General features: G+C 65.4%; 20 protein-coding genes. 12 read left to right on the top strand and 8 right to left on the bottom strand.

Features of this window, described 5'->3' with window-relative positions:
* Window positions 1-58: 58 nt before the first annotated feature.
* From BMI89_RS11065 to kdsA, 3 genes are read left to right on the top strand one after another with little or no spacing between them, the layout of a single operon-like run.
* Window positions 59-712 (top strand): ATP-binding cassette domain-containing protein, encoded by a 654-nt coding sequence (locus BMI89_RS11065; RefSeq protein ID WP_078540654.1) that lies wholly within the window; start codon window positions 59-61, stop codon window positions 710-712.
* Window positions 696-2,510 (top strand): capsule biosynthesis protein, encoded by a 1,815-nt coding sequence (locus BMI89_RS11060; protein WP_078570963.1) that lies wholly within the window; start codon window positions 696-698, stop codon window positions 2,508-2,510. Before BMI89_RS11065 ends, BMI89_RS11060 begins: the two co-directional genes overlap by 17 nt.
* 37 nt (window positions 2,511-2,547) lie before the next feature.
* Complete coding sequence (gene kdsA / locus BMI89_RS11055) at window positions 2,548-3,381, top strand: 3-deoxy-8-phosphooctulonate synthase (RefSeq protein ID WP_078570962.1); 834 nt, start codon at window positions 2,548-2,550, stop codon at window positions 3,379-3,381.
* A 61-nt stretch (window positions 3,382-3,442) separates the two neighbouring features.
* Here the strand turns inward: kdsA and BMI89_RS11050 are convergent, their stop codons facing one another.
* On the bottom strand, window positions 3,443-4,288 hold the full coding sequence (locus BMI89_RS11050; protein WP_078570961.1) for a fumarylacetoacetate hydrolase family protein: 846 nt from the start codon (window positions 4,286-4,288) through the stop codon (window positions 3,443-3,445).
* 60 nt (window positions 4,289-4,348) lie between these two features.
* On the bottom strand, window positions 4,349-4,810 hold the full coding sequence (locus tag BMI89_RS11045) for a DUF202 domain-containing protein (protein WP_246832018.1): 462 nt from the start codon (window positions 4,808-4,810) through the stop codon (window positions 4,349-4,351).
* A 500-nt stretch (window positions 4,811-5,310) separates the two neighbouring features.
* Between BMI89_RS11045 and BMI89_RS11040 the strand changes: the two genes are divergently transcribed.
* The 7 genes from BMI89_RS11040 (at window position 5,311) to modC (ending at window position 12,587) form a co-directional block, all read left to right on the top strand.
* Window positions 5,311-6,885 (top strand): cbb3-type cytochrome c oxidase subunit I, encoded by a 1,575-nt coding sequence (locus BMI89_RS11040; RefSeq protein WP_244176647.1) that lies wholly within the window; start codon window positions 5,311-5,313, stop codon window positions 6,883-6,885.
* Window positions 6,882-7,535 carry a cbb3-type cytochrome c oxidase subunit II gene (locus BMI89_RS11035; protein WP_078540647.1) on the top strand — a complete coding sequence of 218 codons (654 nt, stop codon included), beginning with the start codon at window positions 6,882-6,884 and terminating at the stop codon, window positions 7,533-7,535. Before BMI89_RS11040 ends, BMI89_RS11035 begins: the two co-directional genes overlap by 4 nt.
* A 16-nt stretch (window positions 7,536-7,551) precedes the next feature.
* On the top strand, window positions 7,552-8,832 hold the full coding sequence (locus tag BMI89_RS11030; RefSeq protein WP_168176797.1) for a c-type cytochrome: 1,281 nt from the start codon (window positions 7,552-7,554) through the stop codon (window positions 8,830-8,832).
* A complete protein-coding gene (locus BMI89_RS11025; protein ID WP_078570959.1) occupies window positions 8,829-9,929 on the top strand; it encodes a c-type cytochrome in 1,101 nt (366 codons plus the stop codon). The genes BMI89_RS11030 and BMI89_RS11025 overlap by 4 nt, the downstream gene beginning before the upstream one ends.
* 140 nt (window positions 9,930-10,069) lie before the next feature.
* Entirely contained in the window at window positions 10,070-10,819 is a 750-nt protein-coding gene (gene modA / locus BMI89_RS11020; protein ID WP_078570958.1) for a molybdate ABC transporter substrate-binding protein, read from the top strand.
* Window positions 10,816-11,511 (top strand): molybdate ABC transporter permease subunit, encoded by a 696-nt coding sequence (gene modB, locus BMI89_RS11015; protein WP_078570957.1) that lies wholly within the window; start codon window positions 10,816-10,818, stop codon window positions 11,509-11,511. Before modA ends, modB begins: the two co-directional genes overlap by 4 nt.
* A complete protein-coding gene (modC, locus tag BMI89_RS11010; RefSeq protein ID WP_143593889.1) occupies window positions 11,511-12,587 on the top strand; it encodes a molybdenum ABC transporter ATP-binding protein in 1,077 nt (358 codons plus the stop codon). Before modB ends, modC begins: the two co-directional genes overlap by 1 nt.
* Window positions 12,588-12,593: 6 nt before the next feature.
* On the opposite strand, the gene putA is transcribed toward modC, so the two are convergent.
* On the bottom strand, window positions 12,594-16,013 hold the full coding sequence (gene putA, locus BMI89_RS11005; protein WP_078570956.1) for a bifunctional proline dehydrogenase/L-glutamate gamma-semialdehyde dehydrogenase PutA: 3,420 nt from the start codon (window positions 16,011-16,013) through the stop codon (window positions 12,594-12,596).
* Between the two features lie 114 nt (window positions 16,014-16,127).
* Here putA and BMI89_RS11000 point away from each other — a divergent pair, with 114 nt between their 5' ends.
* Window positions 16,128-16,595 carry an Lrp/AsnC family transcriptional regulator gene (locus BMI89_RS11000; RefSeq protein WP_075774978.1) on the top strand — a complete coding sequence of 156 codons (468 nt, stop codon included), beginning with the start codon at window positions 16,128-16,130 and terminating at the stop codon, window positions 16,593-16,595.
* A gap of 198 nt (window positions 16,596-16,793) precedes the next feature.
* Here BMI89_RS11000 and BMI89_RS10995 read toward each other — a convergent pair whose 3' ends face one another.
* The 5 genes from BMI89_RS10995 to BMI89_RS10975 all read right to left on the bottom strand — a co-directional run bounded on the left by BMI89_RS10995 (window position 16,794) and on the right by BMI89_RS10975 (window position 25,110).
* Window positions 16,794-18,314 (bottom strand): bifunctional UDP-sugar hydrolase/5'-nucleotidase, encoded by a 1,521-nt coding sequence (locus tag BMI89_RS10995; RefSeq protein WP_078570955.1) that lies wholly within the window; start codon window positions 18,312-18,314, stop codon window positions 16,794-16,796.
* A gap of 206 nt (window positions 18,315-18,520) precedes the next feature.
* Window positions 18,521-19,945, bottom strand: coding sequence for a GTPase (locus tag BMI89_RS10990; RefSeq protein WP_078570954.1), 1,425 nt, complete (start codon window positions 19,943-19,945; stop codon window positions 18,521-18,523).
* Window positions 19,946-19,958: 13 nt separating this feature from the next.
* Window positions 19,959-22,100, bottom strand: a complete 2,142-nt coding sequence (locus BMI89_RS10985) for a dynamin family protein (RefSeq protein ID WP_078570953.1) — start codon at window positions 22,098-22,100, stop codon at window positions 19,959-19,961.
* Entirely contained in the window at window positions 22,097-23,173 is a 1,077-nt protein-coding gene (locus tag BMI89_RS10980) for a dynamin family protein (protein WP_078570952.1), read from the bottom strand. The genes BMI89_RS10985 and BMI89_RS10980 overlap by 4 nt, the downstream gene beginning before the upstream one ends.
* Window positions 23,170-25,110 (bottom strand): dynamin family protein, encoded by a 1,941-nt coding sequence (locus BMI89_RS10975; protein WP_078570951.1) that lies wholly within the window; start codon window positions 25,108-25,110, stop codon window positions 23,170-23,172. Before BMI89_RS10975 ends, BMI89_RS10980 begins: the two co-directional genes overlap by 4 nt.
* Before the next feature lie 474 nt (window positions 25,111-25,584).
* Here BMI89_RS10975 and BMI89_RS10970 point away from each other — a divergent pair, with 474 nt between their 5' ends.
* Window positions 25,585-26,424 (top strand): helix-turn-helix domain-containing protein, encoded by an 840-nt coding sequence (locus BMI89_RS10970; RefSeq protein WP_078570950.1) that lies wholly within the window; start codon window positions 25,585-25,587, stop codon window positions 26,422-26,424.
* Window positions 26,425-26,431 lie beyond the last annotated feature (7 nt).

Here is a 26,431-nt window from a genome sequence, read left to right as displayed (position 1 = left end):
GCGCCCCCCGTGATTTAGTGGCAAGGCGCGTATAATTGGAGACCCGGACCGAGAGCTTATGATCGTATTCGAGAACGTCTCCAAATCCTTCTGGACCGGTAAGCAGCGCAAGGTGATCCTAGAACGCGCCAGCTTCCGTGTGGAATTGGGCCACAGCCTTGGCATTCTCGCACCCAACGGCACCGGAAAGACCACGATCATCAACATGATGGCGGGGCTGGAAAAGCCCGACGAGGGCGACATTCGCCGCACCAGCCGCGTGTCCTTCCCGCTGGGCTTCATGGGCGGCGTCGTCTCGAAACACTCGGCGCGCGAAAACGCCCGGTTCATCGCGCGGCTCTACGGGCTCGATCCCGACTATGTCGAAGCCTTCTCGCGCTGGCTGACCGGCATCGCGGAATATTTCGACCAGCCCGTGGGCACTTACAGTTCGGGGATGCGCGCGCGGTTCACGTTTTCCCTGCTTCTGGCGCTGGAATTCGACATTTACCTGATCGACGAGGGGATGCCCTCGACCACCGATGTGGAGTTCAACCGCAAGGCAGGTTCGATCCTGCGCGACCGGCTTCGCGATTCCACCGTGGTCGTGGTCTCGCACCAGCCCGCCACGATCGAGAAATTCTGCAATCGCGCGGCGGTGCTGCGCGACGGCCAACTTTATCAGTTCGACACTCTGGAAGAAGCGAAGCGGTTGTATGACTACCAGTCCTAAGGCCCCGAAATTCCGTATCCGCCGCGATGGTCCGGTAATCACGGGGAGCGATGGCTCGCTGCAACTGGGCGCTATGCCGCTGCAATCGGCTGCAGGCTACGCCGCCTCCGAGCCTGCCACGCCGCGCGCCTCCAACGCTTCCGCCGCATCCGCTGCGCAAAGCGCGCCCTCCTCGGAGGCACCGCAGCCGCAACGACAGCGCAAGCCGCACCCGCAGCGCCAGCCGGACGATCCGTCCAACCTGTTCGAGCCGCAGGATGACGGATTCGGCGATCAGAAATTCCCGACCGCAGGCCAGACCGACTCCGAGGTGATCGACGCGGGCCAGCGCACCCCCGAGGAAGAAATCGACGCGATCCGCGCCGAAGGGCTGACCGGCCGCCAGTTGCGCCTCGCGCGCCGCATGGCCCAGAAGCACGGCGTTCAGGCCAGTTCCGATTTCGAGGCCGTGCTGCTCCTGCGCCGCCGCGGGATCGACCCGTTCGACCGCTCGAATATCGTGGCGCTTGTGAAACCCGGCGAGGCGGAAGCGACCTCGCGGGCGCTGGCGCGCACCGACGGGCCGGGCGCCGATACCCGCGTGAACCTGCCGCAGACGATCAAGCAGGGTCAGGTCCCCTCCACCGAGGTAATGAACGCGGACCGCCGCGCCGCCGAAATCCTGCGCATCCAGCGCGACATCGCCAAACGCCGCCGCCGCAAGCTGATGCTGCTGGGCGCGCGGCTGGGCTTCTTCGTGGTGCTGCCGACGCTGATGGCCGCCTATTACTACTTCGCGATGGCCACGCCGATGTATGCGACGAAATCGGCCTTCGTGATCCAGAAAGCTGAAGGGATGGGCAATTCCGGGCTGGGCTCGCTGTTCTCGGGCACGCAGCTCGCCACCAATCAGGACTCGGTCACGGTGCAGTCCTATCTGCAATCGCGCGATGCGATGAAGCGGCTCGACCGCGATCAGGGGTTCAAGCAGATCTTCGAGGATCAGAGCATCGACCCGCTCCAGCGGTTGCCGGAAAATGCGACCGACGAGCAGGCCTACCGGCTCTATTCCAAGATGGTGCAGATCGGCTACGACCCCTCCGAGGGCATCGTGAAGATGGAAGTGGTCGCCCCCGATCCGGCGAAATCGCAGAAATTCTCCGAGTCGCTGATCTCCTATGCCGAACAGCAGGTGGACCAGCTGACCTCGCGGCTGCGCGACGACCAGATGAAGGGCGCGCGCGAAAGCTATGAGGATGCCGAGGCCAAGGTCTTCGCGGCGCAATCCAAGGTGCAGCAGCTGCAGGAAAAGGTCGGCGTGCTCGATCCCGTCAGCGAAAATTCGATGGTGATGGGTCAGGTCGCCAATCTGGAAAACCAGTTGCAGCAGAAGCGTCTCGAACTGGGGCAGCTGCTCGACAATCCGCGGCCCAATCAGGCGCGGGTCGCGGGCGTGCAGGGCGACATCAAGCGCATTCAGGCGCTTCTCGACACCACGCGCAGCCAGCTGACGACCGCACGGCAATCCACGGGGGGCGAGTCGCTCGCCGCCGTCACCGGCCAGCTGCAGATCGCTCAGGGCGAGTTGCAGACGCGGCAGATGCTGCTGTCGGCGGCCGCCCAGCAGATGGAAACCGCCCGGATCGAGGCCAACAAGCAGGTGCGCTATCTGGAGATGGGCGTGCGCCCCGTCGCCCCGGACGAGCCCACCTATCCGCGCGCTTTCGAGAACACGCTGTTGGCTTTCCTGATCTTCTCGGGCATCTATCTGATGCTGTCGCTCACAGCGTCGGTCCTGCGCGAGCAGGTCTCGAGCTGATCCCTGAGCGGCCCGTCACGAGGCTGCGGAGAGAGATATGAAAGACGTGAAAATCGGCGGGCTGACCGTCTCGAACGACCGCCCGCTGACGGTGATCGCGGGGCCCTGCCAGCTGGAAAGCCGCGACCATGCGATGATGATCGCGAAGGAAATGGCCCGTGCCTGCGATCAGGCGGGCGCGCAATTCATCTTCAAGGCGAGCTACGACAAGGCCAACCGCACCAGCCTCAAGGGCAAGCGCGGCCTTGGCATCGACGCGGGTCTGAAGATCCTCGAAGAGGTGCGCGCCGAGATCGGCTGCCCGGTGCTGACCGACATCCACGATGCCGAACAGGCCCGCATCGCGGGCGCCGTGGTCGACGTGATCCAGATCCCGGCCTTCCTGTGTCGCCAGACCGATCTGCTGCTCGCCGCGGGCGAGACCGGCTGCGTCGTGAACATCAAGAAGGGCCAGTTCCTCGCGCCGTGGGACATGCCGAACGTGGCCGACAAGGTCGCCTCGACGGGCAACGAGAAGATCCTGCTGACCGAGCGCGGCACGTCGTTTGGTTACAACACGCTGGTCGCCGATATGCGCGGCCTGCCCGAGATGGCGAAGACCGGCTACCCGGTGATCATGGACGCGACCCATTCGGTGCAGCAACCCGGCGGTCAGGGCGGCTCCTCGGGCGGTCAGCGCGAATTCGCGCCGGTGATGGCGCGGGCCGCCGTCTCGCTGGGTATCGCTGGGGTGTTCATCGAAACCCACGAAGCGCCCGATACCGCGCCTTCGGACGGGCCGAACATGATCCCGCTGAACCAGATGCCGAAGCTGGTGCAGACTCTGATGGAGTTCGACCGGATCGCCAAGGACGACCCGATCCGGCTGTAAGCGCCCATAGAAAAGGGCACGCGAGAGACCCGCGCGCCCTGCCCTGTTCTTTGCGATCGGATCAGGCGTCGGCCACGACCTCGGCGCGTTGCTTGCCCAGACCTTCGATCTCCAGCTCCACCACGTCGCCCGGACGCAGGAAGCGCGGGGTCTCCATCCCCATCGCGACGCCCGGCGGGGTGCCGGTCGAGATCACGTCGCCCGGATGTAGCGTCATGAACTGACTGAGGTAGCTCACCAATTTCTTCACACCGAAGACCATCGTCTCGGTCGAGCCGTTCTGCATCACCTCGCCATTCACGCTTAGCTTCATCGCCAGCTTCTGCGGATCGGCCACGGAGTCGCGCGTCACCAGATACGGGCCGATCGGGCCGAAGCTGTCGCAGCTCTTGCCCTTGGTCCACTGGCCCGCGCGATCCTTCTGATAGCTGCGCTCGGAGACGTCATTGGCGAGCACGAACCCCGCGACGTAATCCATCGCATCCTCTTCCGAGACATATTTCGCGGGCTTGCCGATCACGATGCCCAGCTCGACCTCCCAGTCGGTCTGCTCGGAGCCGCGCGGCAGCACGATCGGATCGTTCGGTCCCTGGATCGCGGAGGTGGCCTTCATGAAGATCAGCGGCTCGGGCGGCACCTGCGAACCGGATTCCGCGGCGTGGTCGGCATAGTTCAGCCCGATGCAGATCATCTTGCCGATCCCGGCCACCGGCGCGCCCAGACGCGTGCCGTCCGGCACGACGGGCAGCTCCGACGCATCGAGCGAGCCGATCGCGGCCAGCCCGTCATCGGAAAGCACCGCGCCCCCGATATCGGCCACTTGCCCCGACAGGTCGCGGATCACGCCCTGATCGTCCATCAGCCCCGGTTTCTCGGCCCCGATCAGCCCATGACGCAGAAGTTTCATGTGATGTCCTCCTTCATTTTGGCGGCATCAAGCCCGTGCCGCGGCGAAGATGCAAGGGCGTCAGCGGACATGAAGGATGAAAATCCCGAGCAGGACCATGAGCGCGATCACCAGCGCGAAGAGCAGCAGATCGGGCCAGTTGGTGCCTTTTTCGTCCGGCGCTTCTTCGGCGTCGATCAGGGCGCGCAGCATGCGCATCCGCACGAAGGCGAGGATCACCACCACCCCGCCGCTCAGCACCATCGCGAGATCGGACCAGCCGGGAATATCCGCCCGGGTCAGCTTTGCGGCCGTCAGCCCGACGCCGACGATCGCAATGGCCGTGCGCAGCCAGGCCAGAAAGGTCCGCTCATTCGCGGCGTGATCCTTGAAATTCTCCTTCGCGGCCACTGTCGTCCCTGCCTTTCCATCGCCCCCGTCGCGGCGCGTCGCGGGCGTGCCCGAGAGACCGCCCTTGTCGCCGTTGCTGCACCAGAATCGCGCCGAGGCCCCGATCGGTTCCCGGCCCCCGAAAATCGGCACGCCGCCCTTCCCCTTGGAACTTCGGCCCACGCTTCAACCCGTCTCACGGCAAACGTGAGGCACGGATCACGCATTCGTTGCCCCGATCAGCACCGCGGGAGCACATTGCGAGCGCCCCAACGACGGCTTTCCGCGTTAAAAATATGACACACCCGGACGCGTCCGCTTTCCGCGCAGGAAAGCATGCCGCAGGGTTCGTTCAACCAAATTCATCATCGCGTGAGGTGAGGTGGTCGCGCCCCCGTGACTGCACCATCCTTAGCGTTCGCGAACATAAGGCCCCGCGCCACATGGTCGTGATCGTCCCTGAGCGGGGGTCGGAGCGCCCGACATCTGCACACATCTGAATGTTTGGGAACCGGTCACGCTGCCGTGCATTGTTCGTGAAAGAGACATGAAAACAAACCGACCAACCGGGCTAAAGGGAGAATGGAACAGTGACGAGCATCCACGCGTCGCACCGGCTCGGCCCGGGTCAAGTCTGACACCGGAGCCAGCCTATGCAAATCACCGAAACGCTCGGCCTGCTGCTCGCGCTCAGCTTCGTCATCTCGCTTCTGGCGTTGACGATCCTGATCTGGGCGATCGCGAACAAGCAGGTCCACACGCCAGACGCCGATGACGCGCGGACCATTTTCGAGCCCGGCGAGGGCGCGGATATCGACTATCCCGACAAGCCCCACCATTTCGACACCGCCCGCAGCGGCATCGATGCGAACTCTTCCAGCGTCGTGATGTGGCTCATCGCGGCGGCGGTGTTCTGGCTGATCTACGGCTCGCTGCACGGGCTGGCCGCCTCGCTCGAACTCCACCTGCCCGACCTGATGTCGGGGACCGCGCAGATGACCTTCGGGCGGATGCGCACGGTCCACCTGAACTCGGTCGCCTATGGCTGGGCGAGCCAGGGCGGGCTTGCGGCCGTGTGCTGGATCATCCCGCGCATCTTCCGCACCAACCTGCGCATGACGGGCCTGCTGAAGGTCGGGATCGTGCTGTGGAATATCGGTCTCGCGGCTGGCGTTCTGGCCATCGCGAACGGTTGGACCGACGGTCTGGAATGGCTCGAGATCCCGTGGCAGATCGACATCATCCTCGCCGCCGGCGCGGCGTGCTTCGTGGCCCCGCTGATCGCGACCGCGAAGAACCGCAACGTCCATCACATCTATGTCTCGGGCTGGTATTTCCTCGCGGGCGTGCTGTGGTTCCCGGTGCTGTTCATCGTCGCCAACATCCCCGGCGTCCATCACGGCGTCGAGCAGGCCACGATGAACTGGTGGTATGCCCATAACGTGCTGGGCCTGTGGCTGACGCCGCTGGGCGTGGGCACGGCCTATTACTTCATCCCGAAAATCATCGGTAAACCGGTCTATTCCTACGCGCTGTCGCTGGTGGGCTTCTGGGCGCTCGCGCTGTTCTACAGCCAGGTCGGCATCCACCACCTGATCGGCGGCCCCGTCCCCACCTGGCTGGTGACGCTCTCGGTCGTGCATTCGGTGATGATGTTCGTTCCCGTCATCGCGGTGGCGATCAACCAGCACGTCACGGTGGCGAGCAACCTCTGGGCGCTCAAGGAGTCGATGCCGCTGCGCTTCATCTCCTTCGGGGCGGTGATGTACACGCTGGCCTCGTTCCAGGGCTCGATCGAGGCGCTGCGCTCGGTCAACACGATCACCCACTTCACCCATTACACGGTGGCGCACGCGCATCTGGGCGCCTATGCCTTCGTGTCGCTGGTGCTGATGGGCGCGATCTACCAGATCGTGCCGCGCGCAACGGGCAAATACTGGCCCTTCCCGCGCATGATCGCATGGCATTTCTGGCTGAACGTGATCGGCTTTGCCGTCTACTTCTTCTCGCTGACCATCGGCGGCATCCTGCAGGGCCTCGCCCAGCTTGATGCGACCAAGCCCTTCGCCGACAGCGTGATCCTGCTCAAGCCCTATCTCGAAGGCCGTTCGCTCGGCGGCGGGCTGATGACGCTGGGCCACGTGCTGCTGGCGATCAACCTCATCGCGATCGGCTTCGCCAAGAAGACCCGTGAGACCGAAACCGAAAACATGGTGGCTGCAGAATGAACCGCTATCTTCCTCTCGCAATCACGGCGCTGGCGATCCTTGCGCTCGCGACCCTGTTCCTGGTGATCGCGCCGGGCATGCAGATCAGCGCGCAAGGCCCGTCGCAGGGGCTCAAACCCTATACCGAGGCCGAGGCTCGCGGACGTGCCGTCTATGTCTCGATGGGCTGCCTTTACTGCCACTCGCAGCAGCCGCGCTCGCTGGCGCAGGCCCCCGATGCCGAGCGCGGCTGGGGTCGCGCCTCGGTCGCGGGCGACTATGCCTATGACGACCCCCACCAGCTGGGCACGATGCGCACCGGGCCGGACCTGATGGATATCGGCGACCGTCTGCCCTCGCAGGCCTGGCAGCTGACGCACCTCTACCAGCCCCGCGCCATCGCGAGCTGGTCGATCATGCCCGCCTATCCCTACCTCTTCGAGCATAAGGACAAGGCCGGGCCGGACGATGTCGTGGTCAAGCTGCCCGCGCAATACGCCCCGAAATCCGGTGTGATCGTGGCCAAGCAGGATGCGCTCGACCTCGTGACGTATCTGCAGGGCATGAAGCGCCAATACGCCCCGCCGAAGGACGGTCTGCGCGACAACGGCTACGCGCTGATCGCCGAAAAGCAACGCGACGCGACCGATGCCACCACGGCCTCGAACTGAGACCAGGGAGACAAGAATGACCGATAAGAAACCCGATCCCCGGCGTCCCGACGAAACCTTCGAGCCGTTCGAGGAAACCCGCCGCATCCCGTGGCCCGTCTATTCGATCGCGATCGCACTCGCGATCTGGGGGGTGATCATGCTGGTTCAGACCAGCACCGCCGTCCAGGTTGCCGACAAGACGCAAAAAGAGGTGGCCAAGGAGGATAGCACCAAACTCGCTCAGGCCGCGGCCCCCGATCTGGACGCAGGCAAGACGCTGTTTGCCGACAATTGCGCCACCTGCCACGGCGATGCGGGCGAAGGCGTGGCCGGCGCCTTCCCTCCGCTGCACGGCTCGGATGTCGTGAAGCTGGGTGGCGCGAAAGCCGTGACCCATATCGTGATGCGCGGCATCGGCGGCAAGCTCAACGTCAATGGCGACGGCTATGAAGGCCAGATGCCCGCCTTCGGCTCGGTTCTCAGCGACACTGAAATCTCCGAAATCGCGTCCTATGTCGCGACCGGGCTCAATGACGACGCCAAGACGATCAGCGCCCCCGAGGTGGCCGATATCCGCAAGGTCGCAGGCGACAAGGACCCGTTCGATGGCGGGGCCGGGCTTGCCGGGCTGATCAACGACCTGCCCGCGCAGCCGAACTCCGAAGCGGCCGATCAGGGCGCCGATTCCGAGCGTGTCGCCCAGCTTGTGGGTCAGGGCACCGACACCGTCTGGGCCTGCGCAAGCTGTCACGGCGACAAGGGCGAAGGCATCGAGACCGTGCCGCGTCTGGCGGGCCTTCCGGCGCCCTATCTGGCCAAGCAGCTGCATGACTTCCAGAGAGGCACCCGGTTCAACGACTCGATGGCCTATGTCGCCAAGGGTCTCAGCGATCGCGAGATTGGCGAGCTGGCCAATTACTACGCGAGCATGAGCAGCCCCTCGGGCGCGAAACCGTCGCTGCAGGGCGATCTCAAGCGCGGCGCACAGCTCGCCAAACAAGGCGACTGGTCGATCGGCGTTCCGGCCTGCTTCACCTGTCACGGGCCCTCGGGCGTCGGCGTCGCGCCGAACTTCCCCGGGATCGCCGCGCAACAACCCAGCTACGTCGCGAATCAGCTCGCGATGTGGGCGGGCGGCGCGCGCCATAACTCGCCGCTCGGCCTGATGGCGGGGATCGGCAAGGCCCTGAACGACTCCGATCGCCGGGCCGTGGCCGATTACCTCGCCTCGCTCGCCCCGATGCCGGCGATGGACAAAACCGAACTGGCCGCGATGGAGAGCAACATCCCGGTCCGTGAAGGAGTGGATCAATGAGTAACAAGCACCCGTCCGATATCCCTCCGCGCGGAGAGACCAAATCCTCCCGCGGGCAAACCGTGCTGCGGGCGATCCTCGCGGTGGGCGGCGGCCTCGTGCTGGTCGTGCTGGGCTCGCTCCTCGTCGATTTCGGCCTCGCCCCCAGCTGGCTGACCGGCGCCACCCGCGACCAGAGCGAAGCCGAGACCGCCGCAGCGCAAAGCGGCGGCGACGGCAAGCAGGCCGCGCTGTTCCAGCCGCCTGCGGAAAGCACCATCCCCGATGACGACTTCGGCAAATCGGTGCGCCGCGGCATGGCGATCTTCAACGATACCGGCACCAACGCGCATGACTTCGTGGGCAACGACCTGTCCTGTTCGAACTGCCACCTCGATGCGGGCCGTCAGGCCTATTCCGCACCGATGTGGGCCGCCTACCCGGTCTATCCCAAATATCGCGGCAAGAACAAAATGGTGAACACCATGGAGGACCGCATCAAGGGCTGCTTCACCTATTCGATGAACGCCCAAGGCTCGCCCTCGGGCGGCCCGCCGCCCTATGGCTCGGATGTCTATCGCGACCTGCAGGCCTATTTCTTCTGGATGTCCAAGGGCCTGCCCACGGGCGAGAAACCGGAAGGCGCAGGCTTCGGCAAGATCGACAAGCCCGATCAGGAGCCCTCGCGCCAGCGCGGCGAAGAGGTCTTCGCCGAGAACTGCGCGGTCTGCCACGGCGCGGACGGTCAGGGTCAGAAAGACATCAACGGCAAGGTCGTGTTCCCGCCGCTCTGGGGGCCGCACAGCTTCAACTGGGGGGCTGGCATGCACAAGGTCGACGCCGCCGCTGCCTTCATCAAGCACAACATGCCGCTGTCGGAGCCGAACAAGCTCAGCGTGCAGGAAGCCTGGGACGTGGCCGCCTTCGTCGACAGCCATCCGCGCCCGAACGACCCGCGCCAGATTGGCGACGTGACGGTGAAGGACGCCTTCGACAAATGGCACCACAAGCACCAGGGCTTCTACGGCAAGGAAGTCGATGGTGAGCTGATGGGGCCGGGCTACCCGTCCGGTGATCAGGCCTCCGTGCCCGCGCAAAACGAAAACTCGGGCGGCTAAGCCTTTCCCTTAGACGACCCGAACGGGCCGGCGCAGCGATGCGCCGGCCCATTTTTTTGCGCCCCTGACAGCCCTCCGTGCGCTTGCCTTTGGCGGCCTGCGCTGCAATATGTATGACGGAACATATCGAAGGAGGCCCCATGTCCCTGCCCCGCATCCTCGCCCTTGCGCTGATCCCGGCGAGCCTCGCGCTGCCCGCCCGCGCCGAGGACGTCACGATCTTTGCCGCTGCCTCGATGAAGACCGCGCTCGATCAGGTGGCGAAAGTCTGGGAGGCCCAGACCGGCGATGTGGCGCATATCTCCTACGCGGGCTCGGGCGCGCTGGCCCGTCAGATCGCCGCCGGGGCGCCTGCGGACATCTACATCTCCGCCAATCCGGGCTGGATGGAGACGGTCGCGAAGACGGGCCGCATCGAGACGCAAGAGGACCTGCTGGCCAATCACCTCGTGCTGATCGCGCATGACCCGAAGGCTGCGCCGGTGACGATCTCGCCGGATCTGGATCTCACCACGCTCCTGCAGGGTGGCAAGCTCGCAATGTCGCTGGTGAACGCGGTGCCTGCGGGGCAATACGGCAAGGCGGCGCTGGAGCATTACGGGCTCTGGTCGAAAGTGGAGCCCGAGGTCGCGCAGGCCGATAACGTGCGCGCGACGCTTGCGATGGTGGCGCTTGGCGCAGCCCCCTACGGGATCACCTACGCGACCGACGCCGTGGCCGAGCCGCGCGTGCATGTCGTGGCGACCTTCCCCGCAGACAGCCACCCGCCGATCCGCTACCCCGCGGCCCGCCTCACTGATACCGACGCGGCCAAAAGCTTCTATGCCGAGCTGAAATCCGACGCCGCCGCGAATATCTTCCACGACCAAGGCTTCGAGACGCTGAAATGAGCTGGCTGTCGCCCTCCGACTGGCAAGCGGTTGTCCTGTCGCTGAAAGTGGCGGGCTGGGCGACCCTGCTGTCGCTGCCGCCGGGTCTGTTCGTGGCCTATGCGCTGGCGCGCTGGCGCTTTCCCGGGCGCAGCCTCGTCAACGGGCTGGTGCATCTGCCGCTGATCCTGCCGCCCGTCGTCACCGGCTACCTGCTGCTGATCGGCTTCGCGCCGAACGGGATAATCGGGGCGGCGCTGGCGAAGATCGGGATCACGGTCGCCTTCTCGTGGCGCGGCGCGGCGCTGGCCGCCGGGATCATGGCCTTCCCGCTGATGGTGCGCGCGATCCGGCTCGCGATCGAGGCGGTGGACCCGAAGCTAGAACAGGCGGCCTCCACCCTCGGAGCCTCGCGCATCGCCAGTTTTGCAACGATCACCCTGCCCCTGATCCTGCCCGGCATCCTCGCGGGCAGCATCACCGCCTTCGCCAAGGCGATGGGCGAATTCGGCGCGACGATTACTTTCGTGTCGAACATCCCCGGCCAAACCCAGACCCTGCCGCTCGCGATCTATTCGCAATTGCAGGTGCCGGGCGGCGAGGCGGAGGCCGCGCGGCTGGTGGTGATCTCGGTCACGCTGGCGCTTGGCGCGCTGTTGGTTTCCGAGTGGCTGGCGCGGCGGATCGCGGCGCGGATCGCGGGGCAGACCTGATGCTGGAAATCTCGCTCAGCCATCGCCTGCCCGCGCTCGATCTGGACGTCAATTTCACCGCGCCCGAAGGCGTCACCGCGCTGTTTGGCCCGTCCGGCGCGGGCAAGACGACGGTGGTGAACGCGGTCGCCGGGCTGCTGCGTCCCGACCGGGGGCGGATCGTGGTGAATGGCGAGGTGCTGCTCGATACCGAGGCCGGCATCTGCCTGCGACCCCACAAGCGCCGCATCGGCTATGTCTTTCAGGACGCCCGGCTTTTCCCACATCTCAGCGTGAAATCGAACCTGCTCTACGGACAACGTTTCAACAAAACCAAGACCGCGCCGGAGTTCGACCGCATCATCGACATGCTCGGTCTCGGCGCACTGCTGGAGCGCCGTCCGGCCGCACTTTCGGGCGGCGAGAAGAGCCGTGTCGCCTTGGGACGCGCGATCCTGTCGAACCCGCGCATGCTGCTGATGGACGAACCATTGGCCGCGCTGGATGCCGCGCGGAAGGCAGAGATTCTTCCTTATATCGAGCGGTTACGCGACGAAGTTAAACTGCCCATCCTATATGTCAGCCACGCCCCCGCCGAGGTCGCACGTCTAGCCACCTCCATCGCGCTGATCGAGACCGGACGCCTGCGCGGCTTCGGCCCGGCACGCGAAATCCTGTCCGACCCGACGCTCGCCCCCGCGCTTGGGCAGCGCGAAGCAGGCGCGGTGATCTCGGGCCGGGTTCAGGCGCAGGAGGCCGATGGGCTGGCCCGGATCGAGACCGCAGGCGGGCCGGTGCTGCTGCCCTATCCGGCAGGCCAGCCCGGCCAGTCGCTGCGGCTGCGCATACATGCGGGCGACGTGACGCTGGCGGTGGGACGCCCCGAGGGGCTGTCCGCGCTCAACATCCTGCCGGTGACGGTCGCGGAGCTGCGTCCTGCCGACCCGCCCAGCGTCTACGTGCGGCTGAGGATGGGGGACGAGCATCTGCTGGCCCGGCTCACCACCCGCTCGGTCGAGGCGCTTGGCCTGACCGAGGGGATGGCGTGCCACGCGATCATCAAGGCGATGTCGGTGGCCTCCGAGGATGTGGGCTAGCGGGGTTTACCCCGCCAGCAGCGCCGCATTGCCGCCCGCCGCCGTGGTGTCGACGCACAGATGCCGCTCATGCAGGACATCGGCCTTCTGCACAGCGCCGGTGGTCAGCGTCAGGATCGGGCCTTCGCGTTTCGCGAGCGCCTTGACAAGCGCGCGCGTGTCGTGGCCCCACCAGATGGCGCCCGCGATATCCTCAAGCGTCTCAAGCACTTCCGGGGCGATCTTGCCATCGGCCCCGACGGCCACGCCGCCCAGTTTCTCGACCGCCTTGATCTGCGCGACCTGCGCAGCCTCGCCCGGCCCGAGGCACAGGATCGGCCCGCGCGGATAGCGACGCAGCGTGTTCGCCTCGCCCGTCGGTCCCGGCAGTTCGAGCGCTTCGAGCGGCTCGCTCGCCTCGGCCTTCGCTGCCGCTTTCGCCAGCTTCTTGCGCAGCGCATCGAGATCGGGCTTGTGACCCCATTCGCCATTCTTCGACGACGCCTCGGGTGCCATCGCGAAGCGCGTGAGATACAGCGGACCGCCCGCTTTCGGACCCGTCCCCGACAGCCCCTCGCCGCCGAAGGGCTGCGAGCCCACGACCGCGCCGATCTGGTTGCGGTTGACGTAGAGGTTGCCGACATGCAGCGCGTCCGAGACCTCCTGCACGCGGTTGTCGATCCGGCTGTGCAAGCCCGCCGTCAGCCCGTAGCCAGTGGCGTTGATCGCGGCGAAGACCTTCTCGATATCCTCGGCGCGATAGGTCGCGATATGCAGCACCGGGCCGAAGACCTCACGCTCCAGCGCCTCGATGCCGGAGACTTTCACCAGCGTCGGCGCGATGAAATGCCCTTTGGACGGCGCGTCGAGCTTGTGCAGCACGCGGCCCTCTTTCTCGGCAGTCGCGATATAGGCGGCGATGTCTTCCTGCGCCTCGCCGTCGATCACCGGGCCCACGTCGGTCGACAGATACCAGGGATCGCCCAGCGACAGCTCGTCCATCGCGCCCTTGATCATCGAGATCAGCCCCTCGGCCACGTCTTCCTGCACATAGAGACAGCGCAGCGCCGAGCAGCGTTGACCCGCCGACTGGAAGGCCGAGGCGATGATGTCGCGCGTCGCCTGTTCGGGCAGCGCGGTGGAGTCCACGATCATCGCGTTTAGACCACCGGTTTCCGCAATCAGCGGCGCGGTCGGATCGAGATTGTCGGCCATCGAACGGCGGATCATCTTCGCCGTCTCGGTCGAGCCGGTGAAGGCGATGCCCGCGATCTTCGGGTTGGACGACAGCGCTGCGCCCACCGTCTCACCCTGACCGGGCAGCAGTTGCAGCACGTCGCGCGGCACGCCCGCCTCATGCATCAGGCGCACGGCGATGGCCGCGACGAGCGGGGTCTGCTCGGCCGGTTTCGCGATCACGCCATTGCCCGCAGCCAGCGCCGCCGAGATCTGTCCGGTGAAGATCGCCAGCGGGAAGTTCCACGGGCTGATCGCCGCGAAGATCCCGCGCGCGGTCGGGTCGATCTCTTCGGCCTGCGCCGAGTAGTAATGCAGGAAGTCGACCGCCTCGCGCAATTCACCCACGGAGTCGAGCTGGCTCTTGCCCGCCTCTTTCGCGAGCACCGCGAAGAAGGGTCCGAAGTTCTCCTCGTAAAGCTCGGCCACGCGACGCAGGACGGCGGCGCGTTCGGAAACCGGCGCAGTCCAAGGACGCGCGGCGTCGATGGCGGCCGCGACACAGGCCTCGTCGGCCTCGGTGACGCGGGCCACCTCTTCGCCGGTCGAGGGGTTGATGACGGCCACGGCCGCGCCCGTCGCCTCGCCCGCCACCAGCGGGCCCGCATCCGGGATCGCCACATTGCGCGCGGCGTCGATGCGCGCCAGCGTGCCCTCGTCGGTCAGATCGAAGCCCATGGAATTCTCGCGGGACTCGGCAAATACCTCCGAGGGAAGCTTGAGCATCGCCGAACGCTCGGCATTCGCAAGCTGCACGAACGGGTCTTCCGCGATGGTCTCGGGCGCCACGTCCTCATCGACGATCTGATGCACGAAGGAGGAGTTCGCACCGTTCTCCAGCAGGCGACGCACCAGATAGGCCAGCAGGTCGCGATGCGCGCCGACGGGGGCGTAGATGCGGCAGCGGGTGCCTTCTTCGCGGTGGACGATCTCGTGCAGACGCTCGCCCATGCCATGCAGGCGCTGGAACTCGTAGGGACGGCCCTCGGCCATCTCGAGGATCGCCGCGACCGAATGAGCGTTATGGGTGGCGAATTGCGGATAGATGCGGTCGGTGTAGCTGAACAGCTTGCGCGCATTGGCAAGGTAGCTGACATCGGTCGCAGCCTTCGTGGTAAACAGCGGGAAGTCCGGCAGGCCTTCGACCTGCGCGAGCTTCATCTCGGTGTCCCAATAGGCGCCCTTCACCAGACGCACCATGATCTTGCGGTCGAGCTTTTCGGCCAGCGCGCCCAGCCAGTCGATCACGAGGCTCGCGCGTTTGCCGTAAGCCTGCACGACGACGCCGAACCCGTCCCAGCCGGCCAGCTCGGGATCGGACAGAACCTCCTTGATGATCTTGAGCGAGATCACCAGACGGTCCTGCTCCTCGGCGTCGATGTTGAGGCCCATATTCCCGGCCTTGGCGGCTTTCGCCAGATCCTTGAGCACCGGCACGATCTCGGCCATGGCGCGCTCTTCCTTGGCGACCTCGTAGCGAGGATGCAGCGCAGAGAGCTTCACCGAGATGCCGGGGTTTTCGGCCACGGGGCGGTCCTTGCAGACCTTCGCGATGGCGGCGATCGCGTCGGCGTAATCCTTCGCGTAGCGCTTGGCGTCGCGCGCGGTGCGGGCGGCCTCGCCCAGCATGTCGTAGCTGTAGGTATAGCCGCGATCTTCGAGCTTCTTGGCGCGACTCAGCGCGTCCTTGATCGTCTCGCCGAGAACGAACTGGCGGCCCATCTCCTTCATCGCGCGGCTGACGGCTGCGCGGATCACCGGCTCGCCCAGACGGCGCACGGCCCCGCGCAACACGCCTGCCATGCCGGGCTTTTCGTCTTCCAGCACGCGGCCCGTCAGCATCAGCGCCCAGGTCGAGGCGTTGACCATCGAGGACGACGCCGTGCCCATATGCTTGCCCCAGTCGGACGGTGCGATCTTGTCTTCGATCAGCGCGTCGATCGTTTCGGCATCGGGCACGCGCAGCATCGCCTCGGCCAGACACATCAGCGCCACGCCTTCCTGCGTCGACAGACCGTATTCCGCGAGGAAATGCTCCATCAGCGTCGGTTTGGCTTCGGTCCGGATACGGCGCACGAGCTTTGCCGCGCGGGCAGAGATCTGCGTGCGATCACTCTCGCTCAGTTCGGCCTGGCCCTTCAGGCGCTCCAGAAGTGCGGCTTCATCGGCGAATTTCGCCTGCGTTGTGAACTGATCGAACGTGTCGCCCATGCGATCCTCCCTTAAATCTGATTGTCCGATATTATGCGAATTCCCCTAGGCGATTGGCTCAAAGATTTGCTAAGCGATGGTCTCTAAGACTTATTTTTGGAGACTCCGCAGCCCATGAGTGAAGAGATCGATGCGATCGACAGGCGAATCCTCAACGAGCTCATCGCCGATGCACGCCTCCCCGTGGCTGAGATAGCGCGCAGGGTCGGCTTGTCGAAGACGCCGGTGGCCGCGCGCATCCGCCAGATGGAGGAAACCGGGCTCATCAAAGGCTACCGGGCGATGATCTCACCGATCAAGCTGGGGCTGACCCATGTGACCTATATCGAGCTGAAATTGAGCGATACGCGCGAGACGGCGCTGAAGGCGTTCAACGCTGCGGTGCGCGCGATCCCCGAAGTCGAAGAGTGCTACATGATCGCCGGGGGCTTCGATTATCTGGTGAAGATCCGCGCCCGCGACATGGCCGATTACCGGCGGATCATGTCGGAGGAGCTGTCCACCCTGCCCCATGTCCATTCCTCCTCGAGCTATGTCGCGATGGAGACCGTGGTAGAGGCGAGCGCGCCGCCGCTAGAGTGAAGCAACGCAGGGCCGCGCCCGATCGCCGGGCGGGCGTTCCTCGCCATGTGGTCTGCACTTAATCGCAGCCAAATCCGGATAACCTCGACCCGCGCGCTTAGCCCTCCAAGCGCCCGCCCGAGGCTCGGGCGCGGCCCTCAGCGCAATAGGAAAAGGCGGCAGATTTCCCCGCCGCCTCTCGATCCGATCAGGCCGAACTCACTCGCCCTGTTTCTTAATCCGCCCGTCGAGCTTGGGCGCAACCGTACCCTTGTTCTCGACATAGGTCATCACGTCATTGGCCATCAGATTACCGTTGCCCGCGTTCACGATGACCTTGCCGCCGCCAAGCGCGCCATACCCATCGCCGCCGCCCAGCATGTAATCGTTGGTCGCGACCTTGTAGACCTTGTCCTTGTCGAGCGGCTGACCGCCCACCTCGACCGAGACCACGCGCGATCCCGCAGGCGCGCTCGGATCATAGACCACGCTCATGCCCGAGATCTGGGGGAAACGACCCGCGCCGTTCTCGACCTGGCTGAACCCGTTCTCCAGCGCGCTCAGCAGCTGCGAGCCGGGGATCTCGGTCACCACCGTCTTGTTGCCGAAGGGCAGCTCGGTCAGCACGTCCTTGCGGGTGATCTTGTGGCCCGCGTCATAGGTCGTGTCGCCCCGGATGCCGCCGCCATTGATCAGCGTCACATCGGCCTTCGTCGCATCGCGCAGCGCATCGGCGATCAGATCGCCCATCGTGCTCTCCTGCGAGCGCACCACGTTGCGGCGCGAGTCCATCTCGGTCTCCGACGTGCCGATCTGCTGGCCGAGATTGTCGTCGAGCTGCTGCTTGAAGCCATCGACCAGTTTCATCGATTCCGGATCCGGCGTGACATTCGCGGTGTCGATCCAGCGGAAATTCGGGGTCCAGCTGATCTTGCGCTTGCCGTCCTTCTCGGAGATGTCGACGGTCAGATCGAGCGGCTGCAGATAACGCGCGTCGATCGAAGTCTCCACGTAAGCCGTGATCCCGTCATAGAACATCGCGTTGAGGTGGTCGTCGCCGGACATGATCACGTCGAAATCCTGGCTCGCGATCAGCTTGCGGTCGTTCGACTGGTCGGTCTGCACGACGCCGATCACCAGATCCGCGCCGTCCTCGCGGGCCTTCTTGGCGGCCGCGATTGCCGTGTCGACGGTGGGCTGGAATTTCAGATCGTCCGAATTGGCGACCTCGGGCGTGGTGTCCTGGGCCACCGGCACCAGCGCGACCTTGAGCCCTGCGATCTCCTTCATCATCACGCCGCCAAGGCCCTGAATGGGCGAGCCGTCAGCTTGCGTGATGTTGATCGCGGCCCAGGGGTATTTCGAGCCTTCCATCTTCTTCTCGAAATTCTCGGGGCCGAAATCAAACTCATGGTTGCCCGGCACCGCGATGTCGAAAGGCACGATATTGGTCAGGTCGATCGTGTTCTGGCCTTCGTCGATCCCCGACAGAAGCGAGGGCGAGAGCATGTCGCCATCGAAGACATAGAGCGTGTTGGGATTGTCCGCCCGCTCCTTCTTGGCGACCGCGTTGAGCCGCGCGAACCCGCCACGCTCGCCATCGCCGTCGAAATTGTAAATATCGCCGACCCCGAGGATCGTGAGCTTCACCGTCTCGGCCTGAATGGGCCCGGCGGCCAGAAGCCCGGTCGAGGCGGCGCCCAGCATGAGGGCAGCCAGACGGCGCTTGAAATCGGACATTTCGGTCTCCCTGCGGAATATACTTTTTTCATAGACCCCGAGCGGCCGCAGTCACCGGCGCGCCGAGGCGTGAGAGAAAGATTAGCCGCACTCTGCCACGGCGCAAACCGATAGTCGGATGACCTTGCGTTCTCGTGAATGACGACGCCTGTTTTCGCGTCACTTCGCGGGCGAAAGAAGATCGCGGAGGCGACCTGCCGCCCCGATCAGATCGACGTGCCCGCCAAACGTGCGAACAGCGCATGCGCCGATGGCTCGTCGATCAGATCGACGGTGAATTGCGCGAAGGTCAGGCCGGTCTCGGGCGCGCTCGCAAACAAGATGCGCACATCGTCGCCCGCCTCCGTGATCGTGTCGAGCTGTCCGCCGAACACGGTGGTGTAGTTTCCGGCGAAGCCGGCCATCAAATTCTCCAGCGCCTTGGCGCAGGCCACAATCTCGTCCGACGACCCTTTGACGGGCCGCAGGATCCGGTCGCTGGGGCCGATCCGCCCGGCAAGCTGCAAGCCTTCGGGCAGCTCGATACCGAGCCTGAGCCGCGTGGTGGCCAGCAGCAGAGGGCTGTCCTGCTTGGGCTCCATCTCGGCTTCGGTTTCGGGCAGGACGGGCCCGGTGACATTCGGCCCCGGCTCACGACCGGGCTCACGCTCCGCGTCACGGCCCGGCTTGGACGAACGCGTGACCCGTCGCGGCGACACTTCAGGTGTGCGGTCGACGGGATGCGGGTCAGGCCGAAACTCGGGTTCGGCCCCGGGCGGCGCGACGGGCGCGCCGGAATTTGCCGGTTGCGAAGCCCGTTTACCCACGCTGCGCGAGCGGAACGGCAGCACTGCGCCCCCATGTTCGGAGAGCAGCGGCGAGGGCGCGTCATGGGTGCCGATCGCCAGATCCGCCTCGGTCTCGGGATCGAGCGTATCGAGCCCGGCCACCGCGCGCCCCGTCATCGCCCCGAGCGCCGCGATCAGCGCCGCACCGCCGCTGCGCTGGAAGGCTTCATCCGATGTCTCGGCCTCGCGCAGGAGATCCCGCGCCCCGTGCAGAAAGGCGACCCGCGAGAAATAGGCCGCCGACTCGCGCTGAACCCGCGCTTTCAGCTTCGCCCGGTCGGTATCGTTGCGCAGCTTGTCGCCGCGCGAGATCGCGAGCAGACAGTCTGACGGGCGCGCTGGCCCGAGCCGCTCGATCATCGTTTTCTCGGTCAGCCGCCATGCCTGCGAGGCGATGGTTACCCAGATCATCACGTCGCAGGTCGCGATCAGGCCGATCTGCTCTTCGTTCACGTCTTCGGGGCGGCTCAGCGGCACTTCGACGAACTCGAACCCCTGCAGATGCGGCTGCGCGGAATAGACGTAAATCTCGGACGGCACGGCCCAGCCTTCTTCGACCTCCGCCGCGTCGATCTCGCGCCCCGTCGCGTCGCGCATCACCACGCCCGGCGTCGCCCGGTAGCGCGCGACGACCGTCGGACGCTCGGTCCGGCCCAGATTGTCGCCGATGCTGCGCGCGCGCAAAATCGCGTTCAGCACGGTGGACTTGCCGGAATTGACCTCGCCGCAGATCGCCACCCGAAGGGGCGCGCGATGCGGATCGGGCGGCGCGTCCTCGCGGTTGAGCTCTTGCTTGAAAATCATTGCCCTTTCGCCCTTACGCTGCGCGCGTCGCGGGTTTGCGGCGCGGCATCATGGTGCTGCTGACCGCGCTCTCGATCGCCCCGAGATTGATCAGACGCCGTTCGAGCACTTCCAACTTGCTCTGGATCCGGGACGCCAGTCGGCTTTGCATCTGCGGATCACGGGCCAGCCGTTCCAACTCGGCCCGCTCCTGCTTGAGCTGCAAGGTCCGCTCGCGCACGATCATCTCCATCATCCGCACCATCACCCGCAACCGTGAGCCGCCTGCGCTGGCGCGTTCCACCAGCGCCTCGCCATAGGCCTGCAGGATCTTCTCGACCGCCGGGCGCAGTTCTTCCGCCGCCACGATCCGCAACCCGTCGAGGGTCTTTTCGATATTCACGGTCGGACCGCGCCAGAAGGCCCAGCCCCGCTCCAGCGCGAAGTTGATGCGCAGCGCGCGCCGGGTCAGCGTCAGCGTCGAGGTGAAAGTGTCATGCGGCATATCCGACAGATCGATCTCTTCGCTGGGGTCGTCGAACCGGTCCGCGACCGTGGTGCGGCACGCATGGATCGCATTGTCGAGCAGCACGTCGATCGCCGCACGCGAGCGGGCGTAGCTTTTCGTCACCTCGCGTTCGAGCGCGATCTGCAGCGCGGTCGTGTCGGTCTCGAAGCTGCGCGGCGGACGGCCGTCGCGGATCCGGTTGGTGCGCAGAACATCCTCGAACCGGTCGCGCTGGCTCAGGACGAAATCCTCGATGCTCTTGTTGAGCCGCGTCTCCAGCGCCGACCAGCCGCGGTTGAGCACCGCTTCGATCTGATGCTCGGCGCTCTCGACATGGTTTTCGAGCGCACCGCGCAGCGATTCCGTCGCCGCGATCTCGCTGCTCATTTCCTCGATCGCGGCCTCCGCCACGTCCGAGCGGATGCTCTCGATCTGCATCTGAAGCGTGTCGCGTTCGCGGCGGGCGACGAATTGCATCCCCGACAGCTCCGCGCGCAGATCGCCGCGCAGCTGGGCGAGCTGCTGACGCCCCACCCCACCGTCGATCACGGCAGAGAGCACATGCTTGACCTCTTCGACGCCCGAGGCCAGCAGCAGCCGGTCGATCGGGTCTTCGGGCACGCGGCCAAAGCGCGAATACAGGTATTGCGCCAGCTCCATCGAATCCATCTCGGCGCGCGCCCAGGCGGCCTCCTCGTCGGAGCGCTGCGTCAGATCGGCGAGATAGGCGCTGCCCGCGACGATCTTGAAGTCGATTTCCGGGATCGCCGCGCGCAGACGGCGCGACACATCGGCGATCACGCGGGGCACTTCGACCGCGTAATCGTCCAGCTCGTCGATCCGGTTGAGGAAGATCAGCACATCCTTGTCGTCCTGCTTGGCGAGGATGCGGATCAGGGCGAGGTCGACATCGGTCAGCGGCTGATGCGCCGACAGCACCATGATGAACACGTCCGAGCGGTCGAGCGAGCGACAGGTGAACTCGTCGCGCACGAGGAACGGGTCGTTCACGCCGGGCGTATCGGTGATGATCGTCGGCACCTGGAATTCGGGCAAGCGCATGTAGATATTGGCGCTTTTCGTGAGCGCGGCATAGCGGCCAAGCGCCTCGCGCTCCAGCCCGTCATCCGCCCCGGGCCCTGCGCAGACATAGCGTTGCAGCAGATCGGGTGCGAGGAAGTCGTAATCGTGATGCTGACCCAGCAGCATCTGGTAATGCTTGCCGAGACGTCTTTGCGCGCGGCGGCGCATCTGCTCGGACTGCTCGCGCAGGATGTCGGTGTCGAACCCCGGCAGCAGCTCTTCGGTCAGCTTGCGGATGCGGGTGCCGCCATTGATGATCTCGTCCCAATCTGCCTCCGAGAAGAACTCGAACCGCGCACCCGTCACCGGGTCTTCGGGCAGGTTGATGCGCATATTCGTCACGACCGAAGTCCACGGATTCACGTCCGAGGGCAGGAAATCGTGCTGGTGCAGGAAGGCGTTGAGGAAGGTCGATTTGCCCGCCTTCACCTGCCCGATCACCGCCACACGCGCCGCCCAGTCATGCAGTCGCAAGCGCAGATCGCGGATGCGCGGACGGGCGCTACGTTCGACGGACGCCTCGATCCGGTCGAGCGCGCCGTTGAGAAAGTCGAGTTCCTTACGCAGTTGCGGGGCAATCTTCATGGCTTGGTCCTCTTGCTCGCGTAGGCTGGTTCGGATTCGGTCGGGGTTTCGGCATCCAGCCGATCAAGCAGATGTTCGACATGGGCGAGGACATCCGCGGCGTCTGTGAACGCGTAGCCCGCCGTGAGTTCCTCCCACAACGCGCGGGCCGGGCCCGGCATCGGGGCGGTCTCGGCAGGCGGATAGTCGGGCAGCGGCGAGTCGAGGATCAGCGGCTCGGCGTCCGTGACCTCGGGCAGCTCCGCGCTTTCCGCCTTGATCAGACGCGCTGAGCGCAGACGGCGCGGCTTCACCGGCGTGCGCGGTTTCGGGAACGCGATCACGTCGCGCTCGCCCACGAATTTCGCGACGATCTCGTTGGCCGCCCCTGTCGGCTGATCGATCTGCCCGACCAGCCGCTCGATCTCGCGCGCGATCTGCGCCACGTCCGAAGGCTCGGTCAGCGCGGCCAGACGGATCGTCGGGAAGACCTCCCCCGCCTCGCGCTCGACCCGGCGCATCAGCCGCGCGCGGGTGCGTTCGTCGGGCAGACGGTCGCCATGGGTCACGACCAGCATCGGCTGTTCCAGCAGCGCCTCGGGCATCTCGTCCCAGACCGCCTTCTCGCTTTGCCGCCACGCTTGCGTCGCGTTGGTGCACCAGATCACCAGATCGGCATAGCGCAGCATCCGCTGCCAGCTTTCCATCGGCATGTTCGGGTCCGACGAACCGGGCGTGTCGATGATGTCGATCCGGTCGAGGATCGGCGCGTTATGGGCGATCACGCAATAGCGCGCCTTCTCCAGATTGAGCTGCGCCAGATCGGAGAGCGGGCGCGCGACATCTTCCTTGTCGATCCAGAGTTGCGCCCGGTCCCCGCCGCGCACCAGCCAGATCGGCGGCAGCGCGGTCGCGGTGACATGCGAGGGCAGAACCTTTTCGCCCAGCAACCCGTTGATAAGGCTGGTCTTCCCAGCAGAGAATTCACCCGCCACCAGCACCCGCAGCTTGCGCGGCTTCGGAGTGGCCTGCGGAGCCTGCGCTTTCGACAGGTCCGGCAAGTCGGGGCGTTCACGTTTGCGCAGCGAGTTCATGCCGAGAGCCTTTCCTTATCGTGACCGGACGCGCCCGACAGGCAGCGCTCGCGCACCGCTTTGCAGAACTGCCCCTGATCGAAGGCGAAGCGCTCCACGATCTCGCGGCTGCGCGCGATGGCGGGGTCGAAATACTCGGTCATCAGATCTTCGATCAGCGGCGTGGTTTCCGCGATGATCACCTCGCGGTAGCGCGCCTGCGCCGCCCCCTTGCGATTGAAGCGCCAATAGCGCCGCCACCATGCGCCCTGCATATCCAGCGTAATCATCCGCGCCAGCACGGTCGGCGCGCGATGTTGCGGCTGTTCGGGGAAGCGGCTGACATCGGCCTCGCGGATCACGCCGAACTCGGCGGCGAGGAAGCTGTCGATCCCGTCGCTGACCATATCGAGCGCAGATTCCCCCTTGCGCCGCAGCCGCGCGCAATTCGACGCGAAAGCCGTCTTCATCGCCATGCGCAGCGCGGTCGGATCATGGGTCCACGCGCCGATCTCGCCATAAGTGTCGATATGCGATTGCAGTGCCTCCAGCGCCGAGGCCACGAATTGCTCCTGCGCGCGGTCCAGCCGCTCGCGCAGCTCCGCGCGCAGCCCCGCCGCCTCGTTATTGAAGGCCGACACCGCCTCCTCCTCGATCTCGGCGAGGCGCAGCATCAGCTTGGATTCGCTGAGAATGGTGGACGGATCGGCCACGCGGGCGACGCTATCGACGGTCTCGGCGCGCTCGATGATGCGCTCCAGTTCGTCCTGCACATCGCCCAGCACGGCCTGCCCCGGCCCCTCGACGATGCGGGTGACGACGGCCTGCATCAGCGCACCGATTCCCGAGGCTTCCATCGCGCGCTGACGCAGCTCGGTCTCGCTGCTGGGCGTGGTGCCGGTCATCTTCTCAAGCGCGGCGCGGCTGGCGGGCGCCATCTCGCTCACATCGCCCATCGCGCAATTGGCCCAGTAGCCCGAGCCGAAGAGGATCTCGATCTCCTCGCCCAGCCCCATGCGCCCCAACGTCTTGCGGATCGAGTTGCGGATCGCGGTCTGCGCCCCACGCGGATCTTCCAGCTCGTCGATACGGTTGACGAAGATCACCACCTCCCGCGCGTCGATCGCGCAGATGATGCGCAAAAGCGCCAGATCCATCGTGGTCAGCGCCTGATGGGCCGAGAGCACGACGATACAGGCGCGGCTGTCCCCGATGGCGTTCAGCGTGATCTGCTCGCGCATCATGAACGTGTCATTCACGCCGGGCGTGTCGCGCAGGCACAGGCCCCGCGGCAGATGCGGCAGATCGAGATAGAGATCGGCGGATTTCGTCAGATCGGCATAGGTGCCCTCACTGGCCCCTTCAGCCAGATCGTCGGGATCGCCGTAGCAGATATATCGATCGAGCACCGCCTTATCGAGCGTCGGGAACGCGCGGCTGGTGCCCAGAAGGTCCTCGAACTGTTCCCCAAGCCGCGCCTCGGTCGCATCGCGCATCGCGGTGACCTGTTTGCGCACGCTTTCGGCCTCGGTCTCGAAGCCCGCCCGGTTGGCCATCTCGCCCAGACGCCCGCCCGTCGCCACAAGCCGATCCCATTCGTGGCGATCGAAGAACCGAAACAACGCGCGCGTGTCCATCGGGCGGTGGCGCGCGTTCAGATGCAGCGCCGTGATGACCGAGGTCCACGGGTTCACATCCGAGGGCAGCATTCCCGGCTTTCCGATCAACGCATTGAGAAGGGTGCTTTTTCCCGCTTTGACCTGGCCGATGACGCTGACGGTCGGCTCGAACGCGTCGATCATCTCGAGAACGGTGTCGAGCTGATCTTCGACAAAACCGAGATCGGCGTCCGAGACGTCCTTTACCGCCTGTTCAAGCTGGTCGAGCGTCTCCCAGTAAGAATTGAGCGCCTCGAAACCACGGCGATGCCAATCAAAGATGGAATTCGCTTCATACACGAGGGAGCTCTCCTTTTCCGCAGGGGCGATGCGGATTTTTGGGTGACGCACGGTCCGGCACGCCCATGCCGACCGCGACCACCAATGTTACAGGGACGGCGCGCGCCCCCTTCTTGGCGACGCACCGGCTGGGTCGGTTCGTGCTTAAAGTTCTCTTGCCCAGTCATGTCCGAAATGCGGCAGAAATTATGGCAGACCGACCATAATTGCCGTTTTCGGCGCAGTTTGCCCTCTCGGCTATGATGCGAAAATGCGTTTGTTCTCTTTGCATTGCTGAGGATTCTGCAATTGCATGACGCAAAGGAAGTCTCGTTTCGGCCCTATTTCCTTGACTCTTCACGAATTTGTGAGTGTTTCCGGCTGCGTCTATATCGCGTGCGTTTCGATGGGATTGTTCACAACTCACGCGTGTAATGCGCCCTGTCATCAAAGCTTCACTTGATCCGACTCTCTTATTTCGTAAAACCTCGAAATATGGATCAGATGACACCTCAGCGGCTCACCGTGCTGGGCCATGCGCAACGCCTTGCGATCTTCCGGCTCCTGATGCGCCGGTATCCCGACCGGCTGCCCGCAGGCGAGATCGGCGCGGCGCTGAAGCTGAAGCCCTCGACGCTCTCGGCCTATCTGGCCGCACTCAGCGAGGTCGGGCTGATCGGGCAGACGCGGGCGGGCACCTCGCTGCGCTACGGGATCGAGATGGAGACCGTGCGCAGCCTCTTCGACGCGCTGCTGATCGACTGCTGTCAGGGGCGCCCCGATATCTGCTCCCCTCTCGCACAGCCCGAGCCAAGCGGAGACCCTGCGATGACGCGATCTACCGCGGGCCGGAAATTCAACGTGCTCTTCATCTGCACCGGCAATTCGGCGCGCTCCATCCTCGCCGAGACGATCCTGCGGGCGCGGGCCGGTGACCGCTTCAACGCCTATTCCGCCGGAACCAAGCCCTATTCCGAGCTGAACCCTTTCGCGGTGCAGGTGCTGCGCGACAAGGGCCATGATGTCACCCCCCTGCGGGCCAAAACCATCGCGGAGTTTCAGGGCGAGGACGCGCCCCTGCTCGATTTCGTCTTCACCGTCTGCGATCTCGCCGCCAACGAGGAATGCCCGCCCTGGCCGGGCCAGCCGATCAGCGGCCATTGGGGGATGCCCGATCCGGTGAAGGCGACCGGCACCGAGGCCGAGCGCGCGCTCGCCTTCCAGCAGGCCTATGGCGCGCTTCACCGCCGGATCGAGGCCTTCGCCGCCCTGCCACTGACCACGCTCGACCGCATCGCGCTGCAATCCGCCGTCGATGACATCGGCCGCAACTGAAGGAACG

Source organism: Thioclava sp. F36-7, from assembly GCF_002020075.1.
In the GTDB taxonomy this organism is placed as follows: Bacteria; Pseudomonadota; Alphaproteobacteria; order Rhodobacterales; family Rhodobacteraceae; genus Thioclava; species Thioclava sediminum.
This window is presented reverse-complemented; position numbering and strand designations above follow the sequence as displayed.

Excerpts from the sequence above, each read along its gene's own strand:
- BMI89_RS10985 (WP_078570953.1), bottom strand. The coding sequence starts at position 22,100 with ATGAAGATTGCCCCGCAACTGCGTAAGGAACTCGACTTTCTCAACGGC.
- BMI89_RS11035 (WP_078540647.1), top strand. The coding sequence starts at position 6,882 with ATGAACCGCTATCTTCCTCTCGCAATCACGGCGCTGGCGATCCTTGCG.
- putA (WP_078570956.1), bottom strand. The coding sequence starts at position 16,013 with ATGGGCGACACGTTCGATCAGTTCACAACGCAGGCGAAATTCGCCGAT.
- modB (WP_078570957.1), top strand. The coding sequence starts at position 10,816 with ATGAGCTGGCTGTCGCCCTCCGACTGGCAAGCGGTTGTCCTGTCGCTG.
- BMI89_RS10970 (WP_078570950.1), top strand. The coding sequence starts at position 25,585 with ATGGATCAGATGACACCTCAGCGGCTCACCGTGCTGGGCCATGCGCAA.
- BMI89_RS11000 (WP_075774978.1), top strand. The coding sequence starts at position 16,128 with ATGAGTGAAGAGATCGATGCGATCGACAGGCGAATCCTCAACGAGCTC.
- BMI89_RS10980 (WP_078570952.1), bottom strand. The coding sequence starts at position 23,173 with ATGAACTCGCTGCGCAAACGTGAACGCCCCGACTTGCCGGACCTGTCG.
- modC (WP_143593889.1), top strand. The coding sequence starts at position 11,511 with ATGCTGGAAATCTCGCTCAGCCATCGCCTGCCCGCGCTCGATCTGGAC.
- BMI89_RS11050 (WP_078570961.1), bottom strand. The coding sequence starts at position 4,288 with ATGAAACTTCTGCGTCATGGGCTGATCGGGGCCGAGAAACCGGGGCTG.
- kdsA (WP_078570962.1), top strand. The coding sequence starts at position 2,548 with ATGAAAGACGTGAAAATCGGCGGGCTGACCGTCTCGAACGACCGCCCG.
- BMI89_RS11060 (WP_078570963.1), top strand. The coding sequence starts at position 696 with ATGACTACCAGTCCTAAGGCCCCGAAATTCCGTATCCGCCGCGATGGT.
- BMI89_RS11065 (WP_078540654.1), top strand. The coding sequence starts at position 59 with ATGATCGTATTCGAGAACGTCTCCAAATCCTTCTGGACCGGTAAGCAG.
- BMI89_RS11040 (WP_244176647.1), top strand. The coding sequence starts at position 5,311 with ATGCAAATCACCGAAACGCTCGGCCTGCTGCTCGCGCTCAGCTTCGTC.
- BMI89_RS11030 (WP_168176797.1), top strand. The coding sequence starts at position 7,552 with ATGACCGATAAGAAACCCGATCCCCGGCGTCCCGACGAAACCTTCGAG.
- BMI89_RS11025 (WP_078570959.1), top strand. The coding sequence starts at position 8,829 with ATGAGTAACAAGCACCCGTCCGATATCCCTCCGCGCGGAGAGACCAAA.
- BMI89_RS10990 (WP_078570954.1), bottom strand. The coding sequence starts at position 19,945 with ATGATTTTCAAGCAAGAGCTCAACCGCGAGGACGCGCCGCCCGATCCG.
- BMI89_RS10995 (WP_078570955.1), bottom strand. The coding sequence starts at position 18,314 with ATGTCCGATTTCAAGCGCCGTCTGGCTGCCCTCATGCTGGGCGCCGCC.
- modA (WP_078570958.1), top strand. The coding sequence starts at position 10,070 with ATGTCCCTGCCCCGCATCCTCGCCCTTGCGCTGATCCCGGCGAGCCTC.